This is a genomic window from Curtobacterium sp. B8 (genome assembly GCF_000333315.1).
In the GTDB taxonomy this organism is placed as follows: domain Bacteria; phylum Actinomycetota; class Actinomycetes; order Actinomycetales; family Microbacteriaceae; genus Curtobacterium; species Curtobacterium luteum.
Map to the genome: position 1 here is coordinate 1 of NZ_BACW01000566.1, position 21,852 is coordinate 21,852.

A 21,852-nucleotide genomic window follows, 5' to 3' on the forward strand; every position below is an offset into this window, starting at 1 on the left:
CGGCCCACTCGATCGCGTAGAAGAGGTTGAGCCAGTCGAACTGGACCTCACGCGTCGGGGCCCGGTCGGCGATGGTGCCGAGGTCGGCTGCCTTCGCGGTGGAGCCGTCGGCGACGACGTACCCGAGGTACATGCGGTCGTCGAACTGCTTCCAGGTGTTGACGAACCGTGCCGGCGCCACGGCCGAGTACTCGCCCTTGTCGTACGTGTCCTGGTCGGGCGACTCCTCCGGGTAGAGCCGGCCCTCGACCGTGACGGTCTCGCCGTCGGCCAGACGGTCGCCACCGGCGACGGCGGCCGAGCGCTGATCGGACCACCCGATGACGACCGGGAGGCTCGCTCCGGTCCCCGAGACGACGAGGTGCCCGACGGTCTGGTACGTCCCGCCCCCGCTCCGCCCGGTCAGGACGGTGGTGTCACCCGCGACGAAGGTGCCGGTGACGGTGACCTTCTGCCCGGCGAGGGACTCGGTGACGGGCCGCATCGGAGTGAGCGCGTCGTCGAGGGTCTCCTGCGTCTCCGTGGTGGCCGGGAGCGGCTTGCCGTTCTGGATGCTCCGCTCGAGCTGCCACTTGCCCAGGAACGCGAACACCGCCGCGAGCACGAGCGCCAGCAGCAGCAGCGCGATCCACCTCGGTCGTCGGGCAACGGCCCACATCTGTATCAGTACTCCGGATCGCGCTGTCGCACCGGGCGTTCGGGACGCTCGGCGGGGATCTCCACCGACGAGGTCACGGGTTCCTCGCGGGGCTCCGGTGCACCATTCTCGCGCTCTTCCCTCCCAGCCGCCTCCACGAGGGCGAACTCCTCCGCGAACTGGCGGTCGCGTTCGGCGCGACGGGCGGCCCTGGAGGCGTCCTCGTCGGCGACGCCGGCGACCGCGGCGGTGTGGATCGCCTCGTCGAGCGCCGGCCCGGTCGCTCCGGCGGCGACGCCGCGACCACCGCGGCTACCGAGGCGCGCGCGGAGACGCTGGCGCAGCCGCGCAACCCGCGCCGGACGCACCACGAGGCGGCCGATCCGGTCCGAGTTCACCGCGAGCAGCGGCCCGAGGACGGCCATGACGAGGACGTAGAGGCCCGCGAACGCGGTGATCCGCGTCTCCAGGCCGGCGGCGGCCGAGAGCGTGGCGAGGATCAGCGCGAACTCGCCGCGGTTCACCAGGATGACCGCGGTGTTGATCCCCTGCTGGACGCTGAAGCCGTTCATCCGGGCGACGATCTGACCGGCGACGGCGTTCAGGACGACGGTCATGCCGATCGCACCGAGGACCGGCCAGAGCACCTCGCCGAAGGTCGACAGGTCGAGCCCGAGTCCGAAGTTCACGAAGAAGAACGCGGCGAAGACGTCGCGCATCGGCAGCGCGAGCTGCTCGATGCGGTCGCGGTAGCGCGTGGCGCCGCAGAGCAACCCGATCACGAACGCGCCGATGGCGTCGGTGACGCCGAGGATCTCGCCGATGCCGCCGAACATCACCGCGAGGCCGAAGAACAGCACCGTGAAGAGCTCGTCGTCGCGGGTGGCGAAGATCTTCGACACCCACTTCCCGGCGAAGCGGGCGAGGGTGAACATCACGACGAGGAACCCGAACGCGAGCCCGAGCTTGCCGATCACACCCCAGACGTTCGTGTCGCCGGAGAGCACGACGGAGACGATCGCCAGGTAGATCGCGATGAAGACGTCCTCGATCACCGTCACGCCGAGGATCATCGGCGTCTCGTCGTTCGCCAGCCGTCGGAGCTCGATGAGCAGCTTCGTGACGATCGCGCTCGACGAGGTCGCCGTCATGCCCGCGATGATCAGGGCCTCGCGCGTGCCCCAGCCGAGCGAGAACCCGAACGCGAACCCGATCCCCATGTTGATCGCGACGTAGGTGCCGCCGGAGACGAGCAGCTTGCCGGCGTTGCCGTAGAACTCCTCCTGGTCGAACTCGAGCCCGAGGTTGAACAGGAGGAGGACCAGCCCGAACGTCGCGATCAGCTCGATCGTGTCGGACTCGACGTTCAGCCCGATCCACGGGGTGTGCGGGCTCGCGATGAGCCCCACGAGCATGTAGATGGGGATCGCCGGCAGGCCGATGGTCTTGCCCAGGCGTCCGAGGACGTAGGCGATGACGAACAGCACACCGATGGTGAGCAGCTCACCGCCCAGGTGCACGCGCTAGCTCCGGCGCGGGGCCTCGGCCGAGGCGGCCGCAAGCTCTCCGCTGCGGTAGAACGAGAACGCCTTCGCGACCTTCTCGGGCGCGCCGGCGACGACGATGGTGTCGCCCGGGAACACGACGAAGTCCGGGGAGGGAGCCGGGTTGGCGCTGTCGCCACGGACCACCGCGACGACGGTCAGGCCGATGAAGCCCGAGTCGTGGAGGTCGCCGAGGGGCTTGCCGGCGATGGCGTCGTCGTAGTCGACGGAGAACCAGTCGATGCTGAGGCCCGGGATCTCGTCGAGCTTGTCGAGGCCCTCGGTGATCCGGGTGCCGCCGAGGAGCTCCGCGAGGGTGTGCGCTTCGTCCTCGCTGAGGCGCAGCGACACCTTCTCCGACTTGTCCGCGCCGTCGGAGACGTCCGCGAAGGAGATGAGGTCGGAGTGTCCCGACCGGTGCGTGATGACACCGCACTTGCCACCGTCGTCGGTGTAGAAGCTGTGCAGCACGCCGACTCCGGGGAGCTTGACGCGATGGACGTCGACCATGAGATGGCCTCCCTTTCCGAGTACCACGATGATAACCACCGCCGGTCGCCGGGCATTCCGGGTCATCCGGTCGGTGGACGCGTCGGGCTCGGGGCCCGGGCTAGCGTCGGGGGATGCAGCGATCTCGGGGTGTCGTGGCCGTCGTCGGCGTGGCGGTGGTGGCGCTGTACGCCGCGCTGCTCGTCGTGGTCCAGCTGGTGCTCGACCCGCTCGCGGCGGTGCCGGGACGGTCGCTGGGCTCGATCTACGCCGAGCTCGAGCGGCAGGGCTTCCACACCGGTGTCGACGTGGCGGTGGTCGTCGGGGTCGGCGTCGTGGGCGTGCTGCTCGCCGCGGGCCTCCAGTGGGTCCTCTCGGAGCAGCGGGCACCGCTGTTCGCGATGGTCGCGGCGCACCTCGGCGTGCTCGCCGCGGGGATCGCGCCCGCCTGGATGAGCGGGACCGCGCTCGGCATGGACGTCGCCGACGCGTTCATGGTCGACGGCGGGTACCACACCGCCTGGTTCACGGTCCTCGTCGGCGCCAGCGGCGCCGCCCTCGTCGCGATGCCGTTCGTGCTCGTCGTCGGCCAGGCCGTGCACGTCCGACGCACCGCCCACCGGACGTCCGCGGTCTGACGGGCGCGCACCGTGCCTCCAGGCCGGTCTGGAGGCACGGTGCGGCTCGGCGACGTCCGTCGCCTACCGGGGTTCGCTCGTCTTCTCCCCGACCACCTGCTCGTCGGACGCCTTCGCACCGTCCGCACCGCTCGACCGGCCGCCGCCGACGACCACGTCGTCCTCGTCGAAGCCGAACGCGATGTCCGGCGCCTCGAGGCGGACGCGGTCCGCCGACTCGTCGTCGGGCTGGAGCTGCGACGCGCGCTCGGCCGCGACGCGCGTGAGGTAGTTCGAGACCTCGTTCTCGGTGGTCTCCTGGTCCCACCCGAGGACGTCGGCCATGAGCTTCGCGGCGACCGGCGCCGCGGACTCCCCGCGGTCCCAGGCCTCGATCGAGATGCGGGTGCGCCGGGCGAGGACGTCCTCGAGGTGCAGGGCGCCCTCGTGCGAGGCCGCGTAGACGACCTCGGCACCGATGTAGTCGTCGGCCTGCGGGAGCGGTTCGGCGAGGGACGGGTCCTGCTCGACGAGCTGCAGGACCTCGGTCGCCAGCGTGCCGTAGCGGTTGAGCAGGTGCTCGATGCGGACCTTGTGCACCCCGACCGACCGTGCCGTGCGCCCGCGCCGGTTCCACGCGGCCGGGTAACCCTCGGCGCCGAGGAGCGGGATGTCCTCGGTGGTCGACTCCGGGATCTTGCCGTCCATCGCCGCGACGGCCTCGTCGATGGCGTCCTTGCCCATCACGCGGTACGTCGTCCACTTGCCGCCGGCCACGACGACGAGTCCTGGCGCGGTGTGCGCGACGACGTGCTCGCGGCTGAGCTGCGAGGTCTGGTCGGACTCGCCGGCGAGGAGCGGGCGGAGGCCGGCGTAGACGCCCTCGACGTCCTCGCGGGTGAGCGGGACCGCGAGCACCTTGTTGACGTGCTCGAGGATGTAGTCGATGTCCGCCGCGGTCGCCGCGGGGTGCGCCTTGTCGAGGTTCCAGTCGGTGTCGGTGGTGCCGACGAGCCAGTGCCGGCCCCACGGGATGACGAAGAGGACGCTCTTCTCGGTGCGGAGGATCATGCCGGTGTTCGACTGGAAGCGGTCACGCGGGATGACGAGGTGCACGCCCTTCGACGCCCGCACCTTGAACTGCCCGCGGGTGCCGACCATGGCCTGGGTGTCGTCGGTCCACACGCCCGTCGCGTTGACGACCTGCTTGGCCCGGACGTCGAAGCGCTCACCGGTCTGGATGTCGTGCGCGTGGGCGCCGACGACCCGCTCCCCCACCTTGATGAAGCCCTCGATGCGGACCCGGCTCGCGGCGTGCGCACCGTACGACGCTGCCGTGCGGACGAGCGAGGCGACGTAGCGCGCGTCGTCGACCTGCGCGTCGTAGTAGGTCATGCCGCCGACGAAGGCGTCCTTCTTCAGGCCGGGCATGTTCTTCAGGACCTGCTTGCGGCTGAGGTGCCGGTGGTGCGGGACGCCCGGGGGTCGGCCGCCGGACCAGCTGAACACGTCGTACATCGCCATGCCGATGCCGATGTAGAAGCGCTCCCACACCCGGTGGTTGAGCGGGTAGAGGAAGCGGACGGGCTTCACCAGGTGCGGGGCGATCCGCTGCAGGAGCAGACCGCGCTCGATCAGGGCCTCACGCACGAGCGCGAAGTTGAGCTGCTCGAGGTAGCGGATGCCGCCGTGCACGAGCTTCGAGGACCGGCTCGACGTGCCCGAACCCCAGTCGCGGGCCTCGACGATGCCGACGCTCAGGCCACGTGTGGCGGCGTCGAGCGCGCTGCCGGCGCCGACGATGCCGCCGCCGACCACGAGGACGTCCACCTCGTGCTCCTTGAGCGCGGTGATCGCCGCCGCGCGTTCGTCCGGACCGAGCTTCACGGTCGGGTCGAACCCGACCCCACCGGCCGAGCGGGCCGTCGTGCTGCTGGTGGTCGTTGCCTTCGCCATGGTCGCCTCCGGTTCACGGGCGGCGCCGGAGCGTCAGTGCTGGTGGTACGGCGCCACGACCACTTCTACTCGCTGGAACTCCTTGACGTCGGAGTATCCGGTGGTCGCCATCGACCGACGCAGGGCGCCGACGATGTTCGCGCGGCCGTCCCACGTCGGGGTCGGGCCGTGCAGGACGTTCTCGAGCGGGGCGATCGTGCCGACCTCGACCCGGCGGCCGCGGGGCAGCTCCGGGTGGTGGGCCTCGGCACCCCAGTGGAAGCCGCCGCCGGGGGCCTCGGTCGCGCGGGCCAGGGCCGTGCCGAGCATGACCGCGTCGGCACCCATCGCGATCGCCTTGACGACGTCGCCCGCGGTGTCGAGCCCGCCGTCGGCGATGACGTGCACGTACCGGCCGCCGGACTCGTCCATGTAGTCACGACGGGCTCCGGCGACGTCCGCCACGGCGGTGGCCATCGGCGCGTGGATCCCGAGCGCGGCGCGGGTGGTCGACGCTGCGCCGCCGCCGAAGCCGACGAGGACCCCCGCGGCACCGGTGCGCATGAGGTGCAGGGCCGCCGTGTACGTCGAGGCGCCGCCGACGATCACGGGGACGTCGAGCTCGTAGATGAACTTCTTGAGGTTCAGCGGCTCTTCGTCCTGCGAGACGTGCTCCGCCGAGACGGTCGTGCCGCGGATGACGAACAGGTCGACGCCGGCGTCGACGACGGTCTGCGAGAACTCCTGCGTGCGCTGCGGGCTGAGCGAGCCGGCGACCGGCACCCCGGCGGCGCGGATCTCGGCGAGGCGCGCGGTGATCAGCTCGGCCTTGATCGGCTCGGAGTAGATCTCCTGCATGCGCTTCGTGACGTTGCCGTCGGTGAGGCTCTTGATCTCGTCGTAGTACGGCGCCGGGTCCTCGTAGCGGGTCCAGAGGCCCTCGAGGTCGAGGACACCGAGGATGCCGAGCTTGCCCATCTGGATGACCGTGGCCGGCGAGGCGACGGAGTCCATCGGCGCGGAGAGGATCGGCGACTCGAACGTGAACGCGTCGATCGTCCACTGGACGGAGACGTCGCGCGGGTCACGCGTGCGTCGCGAGGGGACCACCGCGATGTCGTCGAACGCGTACGCCCGTCGTCCGCGCTTGCCTGCACCGATCTCGACTTCACTCACGGGCACAGCCTAGCGGGCGGCCCCCACACGGGTCCCCGACCGGGTGGACGGTCGCCGGGCGGTCTCGACGAGTCCGGACAGCAGCTCGGGGTAGTCGATGCCGACCGCCGCGAACATCTTCGGGAGCTGCGACTGCGCGGTCAGTCCGGGCATCGTGTTCACCTCGTTGAGGACGACCTCGCCCTCCGGTGTGACGAAGCAGTCGACGCGGGCGAGGCCGGCGCACCCGAGGCGTGCGAACAGGGTGCGGGCCACGGTGTCGATGCGCTCCGCGACCGCGGGCTCGAGCGGGGCCGGCAGCACGAACCGCGCGCTGCCGTCGTACTTCGTGTCGGCGTCGAAGAACCCGGCGGCGTCGTTGAGGACCTCGAGCGGCGGGCCCACGACGAGTTCGCCGGTGACCCGTTCGAGCACGGCGACGTCGACCTCGCGTCCGGTCACGAGACGCTCGACGAGCACGCGGTCGTCGTGCGCGAACGCCTCGGCGAGTGCTGCGTCCAGCTGCCCGGGAGCGTCGACCCGGCTCACCCCGTAGCTCGAACCGCCGGCCACCGGCTTGACGATCCAGGGCATCGGGCCGACGGCGGACCGCAGGACTTCGGCGTCGACGGGGGCCGCGTCGGCGCGGGTGAGCAGGGTGCTCGGGGCGACGGCGACCCCCGACGCCTGGGCGACGAGCTTCGTCGCCCACTTGTCCATGGCGAGCGCCCCGGCACCGACCGGGGAACAGACGACGGGCACCCCGGCGAGCGCGGCGAGTGCGGCGAGCGAGCCGTCCTCACCGCCCGGACCGTGCACCGCGGGGAACACCACGTCGGCGGCGGCGAGCACGGCGGCGGCCTCGGGGAAGGAGCACGGCAGGTCGGCCGATCGCCACCCGCCGTCGCGTTCGATCGTCAGACGCGCGACCTCGTACCGCGTCGGGTCGAGGGCGGCCGCGACCGAGGCGGCGCTCGCGAGGCCGACCTCGTGCTCGCTGTTGGCGCCGCCGCCGATGACGACGACGCGGACGGGTGCGGTGGTGCTCATGCGCTGCTCCTGCTGGTGGTGGTGTCGACGGCTCGCTCGATGCGGCCGCCGAGTCCGGTGATGATCTCGTGGGCGTTCGTGTCGGCCCAGGTCGCCCAGTCCGCGGCGCTCGGCCCGGCGGCGGGCACGCCCGCGGGTCCGATCAGCGTGGCGACCTCGCCGGGCACCACGGGCGACCCGGGCACCCCGGTCACGTCGAGCACGACCTGGTCCATGTTGATCCGCCCGACCACCGGCACGAGCTGCCCGCGGAGGCCCACCCGTGCGGACCCGGACGCGGCGCGCGGCACCCCGTCCGCGTAGCCGACCGGCAGCACGGCGAGCACGGCGTCCCGCGGCGCGGTCCAGGTGCCGTCGTAGCCGACCGGGGTGCCCGCACGGACGGACCGCACCGCGACGACCGGAGCGGTGACCGTCATCGCGGGCACGAGTCCGGCGTGCCCGGGGCCGATGCCGACGAGGGCGGCGCCGACGCGGACGGCGATGCCGGTGAGGTCGGCCCCGGCGAACGCGGCCGGCGTCCCGCCGAGGTGCAGCTCGACCGGGTGCCCGAGGGTCAGGTCGGCCGCGAGCCCGGCGAGCCGCAGCAGGGTGGCGGCGCGCGAGGCCGAGGCGCGGTCGGCGTTCGGCACGTGGCCCATCACCGCGCGGACGACGACGTACCCGGCGCGTTCGGCGGCGACGGCGGCGTCGAGGAGCGCCTGCCAGCGGTGGGGTTCGGCGCCCTCGCGCGCCATGCCGGTGTCGACGTGCAGGTGCACGACCACGGCGGTCCCCGAGCGGCGTCCGGCCTCGGCGACGGCGACGAGGGTGGCCCGGTCACCGACCGCGACCTCGACCCGCTCGCGGGCGGCGGTCGTGAAGTCGGCGCCGGGGAGGTGCAGCCAGCAGAGCACGCGGGCGTCGATGCCCGCGGCGCGGAGGGCGAGCGCCTCGGGCAGTGTGGCCGTGCCGAGCGCGGTGGCCCCCGCGGCGAGCGCGGTCGTCGCCACCGTGGCCGCGCCGTGCCCGTAGCCGTCGGCCTTCACGACGGCGATCAGGTCGTGTCCTCGGACGGTGACCCGGCGGACGTTCGCGGCGATCGCGGCGGGGTGCACGGTGCGGAGCGGCCCGACCGCAGACGTCGGCGGCACGGGCACCGCGCCGACGCGCGGGTCGTTGATGAGCGTGGTCACGCCCTCAGCGTGGCGTCACCGCATCCCGCGCGGATCGGGGCCGAGGCTGAGCACCGTCCCCCTGGAGGATGAAGCACGCTCAGCCTCGAGGACGACGCTTCCTCAGGATCCGCAGCGTGAGGCCGAGGAGCACGACGAGCACGACCAGGACGACGAGCAGCACGGCGGCCGCCTTCACGAGCAGCGCGGCCCCCACGAAGAGCACGACGAAGAGCAGCCACACGACGGCGTCGAGCACGAGGGGTCCGGGGGTCCGCACCCCGGCAACGGTAGCCGAACGGCGGGGACGACCCGCGCCTCCAGGCCGGGGAACGGGGCGAGGGAATGGGGCCGTGCGGCGCGGAGCGTCCACGCACGGCCCCACCCGGAGCGGATCCCACCCCCACAGCGGGACCCGCGGTCGACCAGCGCTAGCGCGCCGAGTCGACGTCCTTGGCGAGCGTCCCCAGGTACAGCTCGATGACCTTCGGGTCGTCGGCGAGCTCACGCCCGGTGCCCGAGTACGCGTTCCTCCCCTGGTCGAGCACGTACCCACGATCGCAGATCTGCAGACAGCGTCGCGCGTTCTGCTCGACCATGATGATCGACACACCGGCCTTGTTGATCCGGCGCGTCCGGATGAAGGTCTCGTCCTGGCGCACCGGCGACAGGCCGGCGCTCGGCTCGTCGAGCAGCAGCACCTTCGGGTCCATCATCAGCGCACGGGCCATCGCGACCGACTGCCGCTCGCCGCCGGAGAGCGAGCCGGCCCGCTGGTTGCGTCGCTGCGCGAGCACCGGGAAGAGGTCGTAGATGACCTCGAGGCGCTCCGCGAACTTGCGGGGCCGGAGGTACAGCCCCATCTGGAGGTTCTCCTCGATGGACAGGGAGGGGAAGACGTTGTTCGTCTGCGGGACGAACCCCACCCCGGCCTGCACGAGCTTGTTCGCCTTGAGGTTCGTGATGTCCTCGCCCTGCAGGGTCACCGCACCCTCGCGGATGGAGACCAGGCCGAACAGGGCCTTGAGGAGCGTCGACTTCCCCGCGCCGTTCGGACCGATGATGCCGATGAGTTCGCCCGGGTAGCAGTCGAGGTCACAGCCGTTGAGGATGTTCACCCCGGGCAGGTACCCGGCGACGAGGTTCTTGGCGCTGAGGACCGGCTCGCCGCGGTCGATCGTCGCGGTCGCGGACGTCGCGCCCGTCGTGTCGGTCGCGCCCGTCGCGCCCGTCGCGTCGGTCGCCGGACTGGAGGCGCTGCTCGCGCTCGTGGGCTCGCTTGCGTCGGTCATCGGGTCGCCTCCTGCTCGTCTTCCTCGCGCTGTTCGTCTTCCTGCTCGACCTCTTCGGCGAGCTCCTCGTAGGTCTCCTCGGTCAGGAGCGAGTCGTCACCGAGGTCGGTGTCGTGGTGGGCGCCGAGGTACGCGTCGATGACGGCCTGGTCGTCCATCACGGTGTCCGCCGGGCCCTCGGCCACGACCTTGCCCTCGGCCATCACGACCACCCAGTCCGAGATGTGCCGGACCATGTGCATGTCGTGCTCGACGAAGAGGACCGTCATGCCGTCGTCGCGGAGGGACTGGATGTGCCCGAGCAGCGACTGGGTCAGCGCCGGGTTCACGCCGGCCATCGGCTCGTCGAGCATGATCATCGTCGGGTCGGACATGAGCGCCCGGGCCATCTCGAGGAGCTTGCGTTGCCCGCCCGAGAGCGAGCCGGCGTAGTCGTCCTGCTTCTCGAGGAGCTTGAAGCGGGCGAGCAGCTCCTCCGCCTTCGCGGTGATCTCGCGCTCGCGCTTCCGCCAGAGCGCCGGGACCAGACCGACGAAGAAGTTCTCCCCCGGCTGGTCGCGGGCGCCGAGCAGCATGTTCTGCATCACCGTGAGCCGGGACAGCGCCTTGGTGAGCTGGAACGTGCGGACCATGCCCTTGTTCGCGATGTGCGTCGCGCTCGTCTTCTGCAGCGTGTCCCCGTTGAACCGGGTCGTGGCACCGGGGCTCGGCTTGTCGAACCCCGTGAGCAGGTTGAAGAAGGTGGTCTTGCCGGCGCCGTTCGGGCCGATCAGCGCGGTGATCGAGCCGCGCTGGACCTCGAGGTGGTCGACGTCGACCGCGGTCATGCCGCCGAAGCGCCGCGTGACGGTGTCCACCGTGAGGATGGCGTCGTCCTTCGGGTGCGCGTAGGTCTCAGACACTGAACGTCAGCTCCTTCTTGTTGCCGAGGAGTCCCTGTGGGCGGAACACGATGAGGAGCATGAGCGCGACGCCGACGAGCACGTAGGAGAACTGCTCCGCCTGCTGCTGGTTCATGATCGAGTCGGGGATGAAGTCGCCCGCCACCGTGCGGATGAAGAGCCGGACGACGAAGAACAGCACCGCGCCGAGCACCGGGCCGAACACCGTCGCAGCGCCTCCGAGGATGAGTGCCGTCCAGATGAAGAACGTCATCGAGCGGCCCATGGCGTCCGGCTGCACGGAACTCGGCAGGACGTAGATCACGCCGGCCAGGGCACCGAGTGCGCCACCGAAGACGAGCGCCTGCATCTTGTACGAGTAGACGTTCTTGCCCAGGGAGCGCACCGCGTCCTCGTCCTCGCGGATCGCCTTGACGACACGGCCCCACGGGCTCCGCATGAGCAGGAAGAGCACGAGCGTGAACAGGGCGACGAGCCCCCACGCCGCGAGCCGGATCCACCAGCCGTTGACGCCGTTGTTCGAGTACGTGAACCACAGGATGGTCGTGGTGCCGTCCGGCAGCGGGCTGATGGCGTTGAACGGGTCACGGTAGGTCGAACCGGCGATGCCGTTCGAGCCGCCGGTCGTGTCGGTGAGCAGGCTCGAACGTCCGACCATGCGGATGATCTCCGCGCCGGAGATCGTGACGATCGCCAGGTAGTCGCCGCGGAGCCGCAGCGTCGGGATGCCGAGGATGATCGCGAACACGATGGCGATGGCGAGGGCGACGAGCACCGCGACCACGAACGGCAGCCCGTTCGTGATCGAGATCGCGAAGCCGTACTCGCCGAGCAGCAGGAACGCCGCCTGGCCCATGTTGACGAGGCCGGTGAGACCGAAGTGCACGTTGAGGCCGATCGCGGCGAGCGCGAACGCTGCCGTGGTCGGGGCGAGTGCCTCCTGCGACAACGCGGAGAGCAGGGAGAGGAAGTAGTCCATGGCGACGCTCCTTAGCCGATCCGCTCGGCGCGACCGAAGATGCCCTGCGGCCGGAACAGCAGGATGAGGATGAGGATCACGAGGGCCGTGGCGTACTTGAAGTCGCCCGGCAGCACGAGGTTCGTGAGCTCCACGACGATGCCGATGATCATCGAGCCCGCGAGTGCCCCGTACGCGGTGCCGAGACCACCGAGGGTCACCGACGCGAACATGAGCAGGAGCAGCTGGAGGCCGGTCTGCCAGTTGACGCCGTTGAGCACGAGGCCGAGCATGACGCCGGACAGGCCGGCGAGGCCGGCGGCGAGCGTCCACACGAACCGGATCACCCGGTCCACGTCGATGCCGGACGCCGCGGCGAGCGCCGGGTTGTCCGAGACCGCGCGGGTGGCCCGGCCGAAGCGGGTCTTCGCGAGGAAGAGCCCCGTGGCGACGAGCACGACGAGGGCGATCGCCATCGCGACGTAGGACTGCACGGTCAGCGTGATGCCCGCGAAGGACAGCGTCTCCGGGTTGCCCTTCTGGATGCGGACCGTGGCGGCGCCGAAGAAGTACTGGAAGGCGTACTGCGCGGCGATCGAGAGGCCGATCGTGACGATCATGAGCTGCGTGAGGCTGATGCGCTTCCGGCGGAGCGGCCGCCAGATCGCCGCGTCCTGCAGGTAGCCCGTGGCGGCGCACAACAGCGTGACGACGATGCCCGTCACCCAGATGTTCCACCCGAGCTGGTTCGCGAAGACGTAGGCGAGGAGACCGCCGAGGGTCACCTGCTCACCGTGCGAGAAGCTCGAGAGCCCCGTGGTGCCGTAGATCAGCGACAGGCCGATCGACGCCAGCGCGATGAGGAGCCCGAGTCGGATCCCCGAGGCGAACTGCTGCCAGGCGCGGGTGAAGCTGAAGCTGCTCGTGTCCGCCTGCGTGGTGGCGCCCTGCTGGTCCGAGAGCTGGAAGATCTGACCGACGTTGGCGTTCAACGTCGCGGAGACCTTCCGGTCGGCGTCGGCCGCGTTGGTCAGGTACTGCCCCTTCGGCAGCGTGTCCTGGTCGACGCTCACGGTGTACTGCCCGGCCGTCGTGACCGAGACCGACCAGCGACCGGAGTCGTCGGTCGTCGCGGTCTGGTCGAAGCCGCCCGCACCCGTGACGTCGACGTCGACCCCGACGGCGGGCTTCCGCTCGGCGTCGAGGATCGTGCCGCGGATGCAGCCGTTCGTGGTGCTGACCGTGCACGGCCCGGTCGGGCTCGACGCACTGGCGGACGGGCTGCTCGTCGCCGCCTGCGCCGCGGGCGACACTGCCCAGTCGATCGCGAAGGTGGCGAGGAAGGCGAGGAAGAGTACTGCGGCGAGGAGCAGGCGGCTGCGGCCTGGTGCCCCTCGGCGGAACCGGCGCAGCAGTGCCGGCCCCGGCGGAGTGATGGAACCCACGGATGAGCCTCTCGTTCGGATGTCGAGGACCCTAGGGAGTTTTTGTGTCCCCCGTGTTTCCACCGCGTTCCCTGGAGAAATCGTGCCGTAACCGTGATGCTGCTCAGGAACGGGAGCCACTCCTGGTCCGGAATGCGCGTGCACCCCCGCGCGTTACCATTGCTCATCCGGAACCCGTTGCTGCGTTCCCGGTGTCTCGACCACTTCAGGTGCCGCCCGCACGGCACCCCGCCCACGAAGGGGACTCATGGACCAGCCGGATCCGTTCGGATTCATCGGACTCACGTACGACGACGTCATGCTCCTGCCCGGACACACCGACGTCATCCCGAGCGAGGCGTCCACGACGTCCCGGCTCACCAAGCGCATCCAGGTGCACGTCCCGCTGCTCTCCGCGGCGATGGACACCGTCACCGAGGCCCGCATGGCGATCGCGATGGCGCGCCAGGGCGGCATCGGCATCCTGCACCGCAACATGTCCATCGCCGACCAGGCCGCGGCGGTCGACAAGGTCAAGCGGTCCGAGTCGGGCATGATCACCAACCCGGTGACCACCACCCCGGACGCCACCGTGGCCGAGGTCGACGCGATCTGCGGGCAGTTCCGCGTCTCCGGCCTGCCGGTGGTCGAGGGCGACGGCAAGCTCGTGGGCATCATCACGAACCGCGACATGCGCTTCGTGGCGCCCTTCGAGCACCAGACCACGCTCGTGCGCGACGTCATGACGAAGGCGCCGCTCATCACGGCCCCGGTCGGCATCGACCCCGACGACGCCGTCGCGATCTTCGCCGAGCACAAGATCGAGAAGCTCCCCCTCGTCGACGAGTCCGGCCGGCTCAAGGGCCTCATCACGGTCAAGGACTTCGACAAGAGCGAGAAGTACCCGGACGCCACGAAGGACGACGCGGGACGGCTGCGCGTGGGCGCGGCCATCGGCTTCTTCGGCGACGCCTGGCAGCGCGCGACCGCCCTGCTCGAGGCGGGCGTGGACGTCCTCGTCGTCGACACCGCCAACGGCGAGAGCGAAGGCGTGCTCGACATGGTGCGCCGCATCAAGGCCGACCCGGCGTTCGCCGGTGTGGACGTGATCGGCGGCAACGTGGCGACCCGTTCCGGCGCGCAGGCGCTCATCGACGCGGGTGTCGACGCCGTCAAGGTCGGCGTGGGCCCGGGCTCGATCTGCACCACGCGGGTCGTCGCCGGTGTCGGCGTGCCCCAGGTCACCGCCGTGTACGAGGCATCGCTCGCCGCCCGCGAAGCCGGTGTCCCGGTCATCGCCGACGGCGGCCTGCAGTACTCGGGCGACATCGCGAAGGCCCTCGTCGCGGGTGCCGACACGGTCATGCTCGGCTCGCTCCTCGCGGGCACCGACGAGTCCCCCGGCGACCTCGTCTTCGTCAACGGCAAGCAGTTCAAGGCGTACCGCGGGATGGGCTCCCTCGGCGCACTGCAGACCCGCGGCAAGAAGACCTCGTACTCGAAGGACCGCTACTTCCAGGCCGACGTCCCCTCGGACGACAAGCTCATCCCCGAGGGCATCGAGGGCCAGGTGCCCTACCGCGGCTCCGTGGCGAACGCCGTCTACCAGCTCGTCGGCGGGCTCCGGCAGTCGATGTTCTACGTCGGCGGCCGGACGATCCCGGAACTCAAGGCCCGCGGCAAGTTCGTCCGGATCACCCCGGCCGGGCTGAAGGAGTCGCACCCGCACGACGTGCAGATGGTCGTCGAGGCGCCGAACTACAGCCGCTGACGCAACCAGCGCCGAACGCCCCGTTCCTCGTCGAGGAGCGGGGCGTTCGCGCGTCCGGAGCCGATCAGTTGTGCGCCTGCTCAGATTCATCACGGCTCTGTAACGAAACATCCAGGGGTGGATGATCGTCACACGGGCGAAACGTATCCGCTCTAGCTTTCTCGACATCCCACGCGGAGGACACCGCGCTCGACCCGATGCGGTCCGGCCCCCCGCGCAGAGAAAGGGCTCCACGGATGATCAGAACCACCCGTGCCACCTCGGCACTGGCAGTGGCGGGAGTTGCAGCGCTCCTGCTCGCCGCGTGTTCCACCACCTCGGGCGGCAGCGCCCCTTCGGAGTCCGCCTCCGGCGGCGCGAAGAAGGACCCGGCCGCGAGCTGCAAGGCTCCGGACAACCCCAGCACCGATGCGCTGAAGATCGGCACGATCCTGCCGCTCACCGGCTCGCTGGCGTACCTCAACCCGCCCGCCGAGTCCGGCGTCGGCCTCGCGGTCGAGGACATCAACGCCGCCGGGGGCGTGCTGGGCAAGGACGTCTCGATCAGCCCCGCCACCGACTCGGGTGACAGCAACGACATGACCGTGTCGAGCGCCGCAGCCACGAAGCTCGTGAACGCGAAGGTGCCGGTCGCGATCGGCGCGGAGTCCTCGTCCGTCACCCTCAACGTGATCGACCAGCTCACGAGCAACTGCATCGTGGAGATCTCCCCCGCGAACACCGCGACCGACCTCTCGGGCTACTCTTCGTACTACTTCCGGACCGCTCCGCCGGACTCGGTGCAGGGCTCGGCGCTCGGCCAGCTGGTCACCGGTGACGGCAACGCCAAGGTCGCGTTCCTCGTCTTCAACGACACCTACGGCACGGGCCTGCGCAACTCGGTCCAGGCCGCGGTGGAGGCCTCTGGTGGCCAGGTCGTCTACGGCGGCAAGGGCAAGGGCCAGGAGTTCCCGCCCGGACAGACGACGTTCTCGTCCGAGGTGACGGCGGCGCTCGACTCGAAGCCGGACGCGATCGTCGTGCTCGCCTTCGACGAGACGAAGTCGATCATCCCGGAGCTCAAGGCGCAGAACGCCGACATGTCGAAGATCTACATGTCCGACGGCAACACGGCGGACTACTCGAAGGACTTCGACGCCGGCACCCTCACCGGCGCCCAGGGCACCATCCCCGGCGCCTCGCCGAAGGACGACCTGAAGAAGCGCTTCGCCGAGTTCTACAAGACGTCCTCGGGCAAGACGCTCGCCGACTACTCGTACGCGGCCGAGTCCTACGACGCCACCGTGCTCGCGGCCCTCGCTGCCGTGAAGGGCAAGGGCACCGACTCGGGCACCATCCAGGCCAACATGGCCGCGGTGTCCGGCGCCGACGGCGGCACCGAGTGCTCGACCTTCAAGGAGTGCTCGTCGCTCCTCGGTGACGGGAAGGACATCCACTACACGGGTCCGTCCGGCATCGGTCCGTTCGACGAGAACAACGATCCGTCGAGCGCCTACATCGGCATCTACAAGTTCGACAAGGACAACAAGCCGGTCTACCAGAGCGCCATCCAGGGCTCGGTGAAGTAGGTCCGACCAGCACGACTGGCCCCGAGTCTCGGCTGTACGCAGCCGAGACTCGGGGCCAGCGTCGTGTCTCGTGGCGGATGGCGCGAGATCTGTCGCCGGGCGCGAGACTCGCCTCCGCGGACACGGCCGGGAGGCACGACCCGCCCCCGTCGGGTCAGGCCGGGTCCGCCAGCGGGGCGGCCTGGGCACGCCGGCGCGAGGACCGTGCGGCGGCGAAGCTGTCCACCGTGAGCACGACGAGCGCCAGCCACACGATCGCGAAGCCCGCCCACCGCTCGGGCGGCATCGGCTCGTGCTGCACGACCACCCCGACGAGGAGCTGCATCACCGGTGCGAGGTACTGCGTCAACCCCAGGGTCGACAGGCTGACCCGCCGGGCCGACGAGGCGAAGAGCAGCAGCGGCACCGCGGTCGCCGGGCCGGTCAGCACCGTCACGACGACGTGCCCCCAGCCCTCGCTCGTGAACGTCACCCCGCCACCGAGGCCCGTCACACCCATCACCAGCAGCGCCGCCACCGCGAGCGGCAGCAGCCACACCGTCTCGATCGTCAGCCCGCTCAGCGCGTCCACCGTGCCCCCGACCCGCTTCTTCACGAGTCCGTAGAGCCCGAACGAGAACGCGAGCGCCAGTGAGATCCACGGCATCTGCCCGTACCCGACCGCGATGACCACGACCGCGACGACGCTGATCCCGACCGCGGCCCACTGCGCCGGACGCAGGCGCTCCCGCAGCACGACGACGCCGAGCGCGATCGTGACGAGCGGGTTGATGAAGTAGCCGAGGGCGGCCTCGACCGTGTGGCCGGTCGTCGTCGCGGCGACGTACACGGTCCAGTTCACGAGGATGAGCACCGCGGCGAGCCCCATCACGAGCATCACACGGCGCTGGGCGACCAGGGAGCGGGTCCGGAGCCACGACCGCGTGACGACGATCGCGACCGCGCAGAACACCAGCCCGAAGACGATCCGCCACGCGACGATCTCGACCGCGCCGGCCGGGGACATCGCTGCGAAGAGCAGCGGCATGAGTCCCCACAGCCCGTACGCGACGATCGCCTGCACGACACCGACGGATGCCTCGCTGCGGGCGGACTGGGCGGGCGTCGGTTCGGTCACGGAACCATCCTAGGAAGCCGCGCCGACGCTGAGGCCCGGCACCGTGCCTCCACCCATCGGCACGGCCGCCGCGTCGCTGGCGCGTCGCGTCGGAACCGGCGACGTGGGCCCGGGCCGGAAGCGCAGCGGACGCACGAACGCCCCGCCGGCCTGGTGGCCGACGGGGCGTTCGCAGTGTGGCTGGACTCAGCGCACGACGACCGCGAGGACGTCGCGGGCCGAGAGGACCAGCAGGTCCTCGCCCGAGTACTTGACCTCGGTGCCGCCGTACTTGGAGTAGATGACCTTGTCGCCGACGGCGATGTCCAGCGGGATGCGGTTGCCGTTGTCGTCGACGCGGCCCGGGCCCACTGCCACGACCTCGCCCTCCTGGGGCTTCTCCTTGGCGGTGTCCGGGATGACCAGACCGGAAGCGGTGGTCTGCTCCGCCTCGACCTGGCGGATGACGATGCGATCCTCGAGCGGCTTGATGCTGACGGCCACGGTGACCTCTTCTTTCTCGGTACTGACTCGGTACAGATGGGAACCGGGTTGGCACTACGCACAGGAGAGTGCCAACGCCAACTCTAGGGGGTCCGCTGGCACTCGGTCAATCCGAGTGCCAGCGCGGTGGACCCGGTGCTGCACCTGGGAGGATCGGAGGATGGACGCCGCCGAACTCGCCCAGCTGCTCACCCCCGAGGGGATGGCCCTGCTCGACCGTACTCCGAGCGTGTCCGACGGCGGCGAGATCGTCCGGGTCGTCTCGCGGCTGCGCGCCGAGGGGCACGACCCCGGGCTCGTCGCGGCCGTCCTGACCCAGGCGAAGCTCCGGCAGAAGGCCGGCGCGAAGTTCGGACCGTTCGCCTCCCGCATGCTCTTCACCGAGGCCGGGCTCGAACAGGCCACCCGCCTCCAGGTCGCGGCGCAGCACGCCGGCCGGTTCGCCGCGGCCGGACTCACCCGCGTGGCCGACCTCGGCTGCGGGATCGGCGGGGACGCGATGGCGATGGCCGCGCTCGACCTCGACGTCACCGCCGTGGACCGCGACGAGGTCACCGCGGCGGTCGCGACACACAACCTCGCACCGTGGGATGCCGCGCGGGTGGAGCTCGGCGACGCCGCCGACTTCGACCTCACGCGGGTGGACGGTGTCTGGATGGACCCCGCGCGCCGGACCCCCGGCCACGGCGCCACCCGACGGCTCGCCGACCCGGACGACTGGTCGCCGTCGCTCGACACCGTGTTCGCCGCCGCCACCACGACCCCGACGGGCGTCAAGCTCGGGCCCGGCATCGACCGCGACCTCATCCCCGACACCGCCGAGGCGCAGTGGGTGTCCGTCGACCGCGAGGTCGTCGAACTCGCCCTCTGGTTCGGCCCGCTCGCCCGTCCCGGGGTGCGCCGAGCAGCGACGGTCATCGGAGCGCACGGCACGGCGGAGATGACCGGGGAAGCCGATGCGCCCGACGTCGAGGTCGGTGGACTCGGTGCGTACCTCTACGAGCCCGACGGAGCCGTCATCCGCGCCCGGCTGATCGGGGACCTCGCCCGGGCGGTCGACGGCCGCATGCTCTCCGACGGCATCGCGTACGTGACGTCGGACCGCGCGGTGACCACGCCGTTCGCGCAGGGGTTCCGCGTGGTCGACACGATGCCGCTCGACGTGAAGCAGCTCGCCGCCCGGCTGGCCGCGGACGACGTCGGCACGGTGGAGATCAAGAAGCGCGGGGTCGACGTCGACCCGGCGCAGTTCCGGAAGCGGCTGCGGCTGCGGGGACGCCGTTCCGTGACGCTCGTGCTCACCCGCCTGGAGGGACGTCACACCGCGGTCCTCTGCGAGCGGCTGGGTGCGGTGGCCGGTTAGGAACCCGCTGGACGACGACGGCCCCCGCGTGTGCGAGGGCCGTCGTCGTGCTGGTCCGGGAGGGCGGCGGTCAGAGGATGAACGCGCCGGTGCCCGAGGTGTCGTAGGAGTCGTACGAGCTTCGCGTGGCGATGGAGAAGGCGATGAGCGCGCCGACCCCGAGGATCCACAACCCGGTGAGGACCCAGCCTCCGATGATCCCGGCGAGCGCGAGACCTCGGCCGCCCTCGCCGGTCTGCTTGATCTTCCCGAGGGCGATGTGCCCCATGATCGCGCCGGCCGGGCTGGTCAGGATCACGATCGGCCAGATGAGGATGCCGGCGTAGGCGAACACGATCGACAGGATCGCGAGGGTGCTGGTCTTGGGTCGCTGCGCGTAGGGCTGGTACCCCGTGGACGCGTAGGGGCCCGAGTACGGCTGGGCGCCGTACTGCGGCGGGGCGTACTGGCCGTACTGCTGCTGGCCGCCGTACTGCTGGCTGCTGCCCTGCTGGTCGCCGTACGGCGACTGGCTGCCGGACTGCTGCTGGCCCGGTGCGGCGTACGGGTTGCCCGGTGCAGCGTACGGGTTGCCCGGCGCAGCGTACGGGTTGCTCGGCGCGGCGTACGGGTTGCCCGGCGCCGCGTACGGGTTCTGCTGCCCGTCGGTCCCCGAGCGCTGCGCCCACGGGTTCTCGGTCGGCTGCGGCGCACTCGGCGGCTGCGGCGCGCTCGGAGCCGCCCCCGGCGCGGACGTCGGATCGGACGCACGGGCGCCGTCGGGCTGCGACGATCCCGGTCGGCCGTCGTCAGCCTGCCCGTCGGACTGTCCCGGCCGCGGCCACTGGTTCTGATCGGACACCGTGTCCACCCCTCCCGGCGCCGCTCGACGGACGCCGGACCCCATCGTTCCACACGGGAGCAGGGTCCGCCCGGGACCTCAGACCTGGACGGTCGTGACCGGCAGCGTGGAGTCGGCGGCGATCCCGAGGTCGCTCGGCGCGTGCCCCTCGGCGACGAGTCGCGCCCCGACGGCCGCGATCATGGCGCCGTTGTCCGTGCAGAGGTCGAACGGCGGGATCCGCAGCTCGACGCCGGCGGCTGCACACCGCTCCGTCGCCACCGCTCGGAGCCGGGCGTTCGCGACGACGCCCCCGCCGAGCAGGAGCCGGTCGACGCCGGTGTCCCGGCAGGCGTTCAGGGCCTTCGTCACGAGGACGTCGACCACGGCCTCGCGGAAGGACGCCGCGACGTCGGCGACCGGGACCTCCCGGCCCTCGTCGCGGCACCGCTCCACCCAGCGGGCGACGGCGGTCTTCAGCCCGGAGAACGAGAAGTCGTAGCGGTGCGCCGCCATGTCCTTCGGCAGCGTCAGGCCGCGGGGGAACCGGATCGCCGTCGGGTTCCCGTCGGCTGCCGCCTTGTCGATCTGCGGGCCGCCCGGGTACGGCAGGCCGAGCAGCCGTGCGACCTTGTCGAACGCCTCACCCGCGGCGTCGTCGATCGTCTCGCCGAGCAGCTCGACGTCGCCGACGAGGTCGCGCACGAGCAGCAGCGACGTGTGGCCGCCGGACACCAGGAGCGCGACGGTCGGCAGCTCGATCTCGGAGCCGTCCGAGCGGAGGACGTCCGCGCCGACGTGCCCGACGAGGTGGTTGACGCCGTAGAGCGGCTTGCCGGTCGCCACCGCGAGGGCCTTCGCCGCTCCGACGCCGACCATGAGCGCGCCCGCGAGGCCGGGCCCTGCCGTCACCGCCACGGCGTCGAGCTCGTCGAGCGTGACCCCGGCCTGGTCGAGGGCCGCGGTCAGCGTCGGCGTCATCGCCTCGAGGTGCGCGCGCGCCGCGACCTCGGGCACGACGCCGCCGTAGCGCGCGTGCTCCTCCATGCTCGACGCGATGACGTTCGCGAGCAGGGTGGTCCCCCGGACGATGCCGACCCCCGTCTCGTCGCAGCTCGTCTCGATCCCGAGCACGAGTGGTTCAGCCATCGAGGGCCTCCTGTCCGATGGGTCCGACGGACCGGGTTCCGGCGGCCGGGGCGTCACTCGCTGCGGGCAGTTCCGCGCGCATGACCCAGGCGTCCACGCCGTCGGGCTGGTAGTAGCGCGGCCTCGTCGCGATGTGCTCGAAGCCGAAGCCGGTGTACATCGCCTGCGCGACCGGGTTGTCGGCGCGGACCTCGAGGAACACCTCGCGCACGCCGCGGCGACGGGCCTCGTCGAGGAGCTCGGTGAAGAGTGCCCGGCCGATGCCCTGCCCGCGGTGTCCCGCGGCGACCGCGATCGTCTGCACGTCCGCGACGGGGTTGCCGGCCAGGGACGAGAGCCCGGCGTTACCGACGACGGTCGGCGCAGCACCCTCGTCCACGGTCTCACCACGACGTAGTTACCCGTGCGGGGAGTACAGCTCGCC

The 21,852-nt window shown here is 71.2% G+C and carries 21 protein-coding genes; 4 read left to right on the forward strand and 17 right to left on the reverse strand.

Annotation, left to right across the window (positions count from 1 at the left end; all coding sequences use genetic code 11):
* From I59_RS20170 to I59_RS15250, 3 genes are all read right to left on the reverse strand, one after another.
* Positions 1-658 (reverse strand): SURF1 family cytochrome oxidase biogenesis protein (locus I59_RS20170; protein ID WP_022904609.1); only part of this gene is annotated, 658 nt, incomplete at its 3' end.
* 5 nt (positions 659-663) lie between these two features.
* Positions 664-2,157: a cation:proton antiporter gene (locus I59_RS15245; RefSeq protein ID WP_022904610.1), complete on the reverse strand. Its 1,494-nt coding sequence runs from the start codon at positions 2,155-2,157 to the stop codon at positions 664-666.
* 3 nt (positions 2,158-2,160) lie between these two features.
* Positions 2,161-2,691 (reverse strand): cation:proton antiporter regulatory subunit, encoded by a 531-nt coding sequence (locus tag I59_RS15250; RefSeq protein ID WP_022904611.1) that lies wholly within the window; start codon positions 2,689-2,691, stop codon positions 2,161-2,163.
* A 113-nt stretch (positions 2,692-2,804) separates the two neighbouring features.
* Here I59_RS15250 and I59_RS15255 point away from each other — a divergent pair, with 113 nt between their 5' ends.
* Positions 2,805-3,308 (forward strand): hypothetical protein, encoded by a 504-nt coding sequence (locus I59_RS15255; protein ID WP_148286265.1) that lies wholly within the window; start codon positions 2,805-2,807, stop codon positions 3,306-3,308.
* 63 nt (positions 3,309-3,371) lie between these two features.
* On the opposite strand, the gene I59_RS15260 is transcribed toward I59_RS15255, so the two are convergent.
* The 9 genes from I59_RS15260 to I59_RS15300 all read right to left on the reverse strand — a co-directional run bounded on the left by I59_RS15260 (position 3,372) and on the right by I59_RS15300 (position 13,178).
* A complete protein-coding gene (locus I59_RS15260; protein WP_022904613.1) occupies positions 3,372-5,243 on the reverse strand; it encodes a glycerol-3-phosphate dehydrogenase/oxidase in 1,872 nt (623 codons plus the stop codon).
* Between the two features lie 33 nt (positions 5,244-5,276).
* A complete protein-coding gene (locus I59_RS15265; protein ID WP_031274010.1) occupies positions 5,277-6,398 on the reverse strand; it encodes a GuaB3 family IMP dehydrogenase-related protein in 1,122 nt (373 codons plus the stop codon).
* A gap of 9 nt (positions 6,399-6,407) precedes the next feature.
* Positions 6,408-7,427 carry a D-alanine--D-alanine ligase gene (locus I59_RS15270; protein ID WP_022904615.1) on the reverse strand — a complete coding sequence of 340 codons (1,020 nt, stop codon included), beginning with the start codon at positions 7,425-7,427 and terminating at the stop codon, positions 6,408-6,410.
* Positions 7,424-8,602, reverse strand: a complete 1,179-nt coding sequence (alr, locus tag I59_RS15275; protein WP_022904616.1) for an alanine racemase — start codon at positions 8,600-8,602, stop codon at positions 7,424-7,426. Before alr ends, I59_RS15270 begins: the two co-directional genes overlap by 4 nt.
* Positions 8,603-8,681: 79 nt before the next feature.
* Positions 8,682-8,861 carry a hypothetical protein gene (locus I59_RS15280; RefSeq protein ID WP_022904617.1) on the reverse strand — a complete coding sequence of 60 codons (180 nt, stop codon included), beginning with the start codon at positions 8,859-8,861 and terminating at the stop codon, positions 8,682-8,684.
* Between the two features lie 151 nt (positions 8,862-9,012).
* On the reverse strand, positions 9,013-9,873 hold the full coding sequence (locus I59_RS15285) for an ABC transporter ATP-binding protein (RefSeq protein ID WP_022904618.1): 861 nt from the start codon (positions 9,871-9,873) through the stop codon (positions 9,013-9,015).
* Positions 9,870-10,775: an ABC transporter ATP-binding protein gene (locus I59_RS15290; RefSeq protein ID WP_022904619.1), complete on the reverse strand. Its 906-nt coding sequence runs from the start codon at positions 10,773-10,775 to the stop codon at positions 9,870-9,872. Before I59_RS15290 ends, I59_RS15285 begins: the two co-directional genes overlap by 4 nt.
* A complete protein-coding gene (locus tag I59_RS15295; protein WP_022904620.1) occupies positions 10,768-11,754 on the reverse strand; it encodes a branched-chain amino acid ABC transporter permease in 987 nt (328 codons plus the stop codon). Before I59_RS15295 ends, I59_RS15290 begins: the two co-directional genes overlap by 8 nt.
* Positions 11,755-11,765: 11 nt before the next feature.
* Positions 11,766-13,178 (reverse strand): branched-chain amino acid ABC transporter permease, encoded by a 1,413-nt coding sequence (locus I59_RS15300; RefSeq protein WP_022904621.1) that lies wholly within the window; start codon positions 13,176-13,178, stop codon positions 11,766-11,768.
* Positions 13,179-13,425: 247 nt separating this feature from the next.
* On the opposite strand from I59_RS15300, the gene guaB reads away from it, so the two are divergent.
* Both guaB and I59_RS15310 read left to right on the forward strand, forming a co-directional pair.
* Complete coding sequence (gene guaB, locus I59_RS15305) at positions 13,426-14,928, forward strand: IMP dehydrogenase (RefSeq protein WP_022904622.1); 1,503 nt, start codon at positions 13,426-13,428, stop codon at positions 14,926-14,928.
* Between the two features lie 236 nt (positions 14,929-15,164).
* Positions 15,165-16,496 (forward strand): ABC transporter substrate-binding protein, encoded by a 1,332-nt coding sequence (locus I59_RS15310; protein ID WP_031274017.1) that lies wholly within the window; start codon positions 15,165-15,167, stop codon positions 16,494-16,496.
* A gap of 154 nt (positions 16,497-16,650) precedes the next feature.
* On the opposite strand, the gene rarD is transcribed toward I59_RS15310, so the two are convergent.
* A complete protein-coding gene (gene rarD / locus I59_RS15315) occupies positions 16,651-17,613 on the reverse strand; it encodes an EamA family transporter RarD (RefSeq protein ID WP_022904624.1) in 963 nt (320 codons plus the stop codon).
* Between the two features lie 186 nt (positions 17,614-17,799).
* Positions 17,800-18,096 carry a co-chaperone GroES gene (groES, locus tag I59_RS15320; RefSeq protein WP_022904625.1) on the reverse strand — a complete coding sequence of 99 codons (297 nt, stop codon included), beginning with the start codon at positions 18,094-18,096 and terminating at the stop codon, positions 17,800-17,802.
* A 160-nt stretch (positions 18,097-18,256) separates the two neighbouring features.
* Between groES and I59_RS15325 the strand changes: the two genes are divergently transcribed.
* Positions 18,257-19,459: a class I SAM-dependent methyltransferase gene (locus I59_RS15325; protein WP_022904626.1), complete on the forward strand. Its 1,203-nt coding sequence runs from the start codon at positions 18,257-18,259 to the stop codon at positions 19,457-19,459.
* 70 nt (positions 19,460-19,529) lie between these two features.
* On the opposite strand, the gene I59_RS21065 is transcribed toward I59_RS15325, so the two are convergent.
* The 3 genes from I59_RS21065 to I59_RS20175 all read right to left on the reverse strand — a co-directional run bounded on the left by I59_RS21065 (position 19,530) and on the right by I59_RS20175 (position 21,807).
* Positions 19,530-20,300, reverse strand: a complete 771-nt coding sequence (locus I59_RS21065) for a DUF4190 domain-containing protein (protein WP_148286266.1) — start codon at positions 20,298-20,300, stop codon at positions 19,530-19,532.
* A gap of 78 nt (positions 20,301-20,378) precedes the next feature.
* Complete coding sequence (gene tsaD / locus I59_RS15335; protein WP_031274022.1) at positions 20,379-21,428, reverse strand: tRNA (adenosine(37)-N6)-threonylcarbamoyltransferase complex transferase subunit TsaD; 1,050 nt, start codon at positions 21,426-21,428, stop codon at positions 20,379-20,381.
* Positions 21,421-21,807 (reverse strand): GNAT family N-acetyltransferase, encoded by a 387-nt coding sequence (locus I59_RS20175; protein WP_148286267.1) that lies wholly within the window; start codon positions 21,805-21,807, stop codon positions 21,421-21,423. Before I59_RS20175 ends, tsaD begins: the two co-directional genes overlap by 8 nt.
* Between the last annotated feature and the right edge of the window lie 45 nt (positions 21,808-21,852).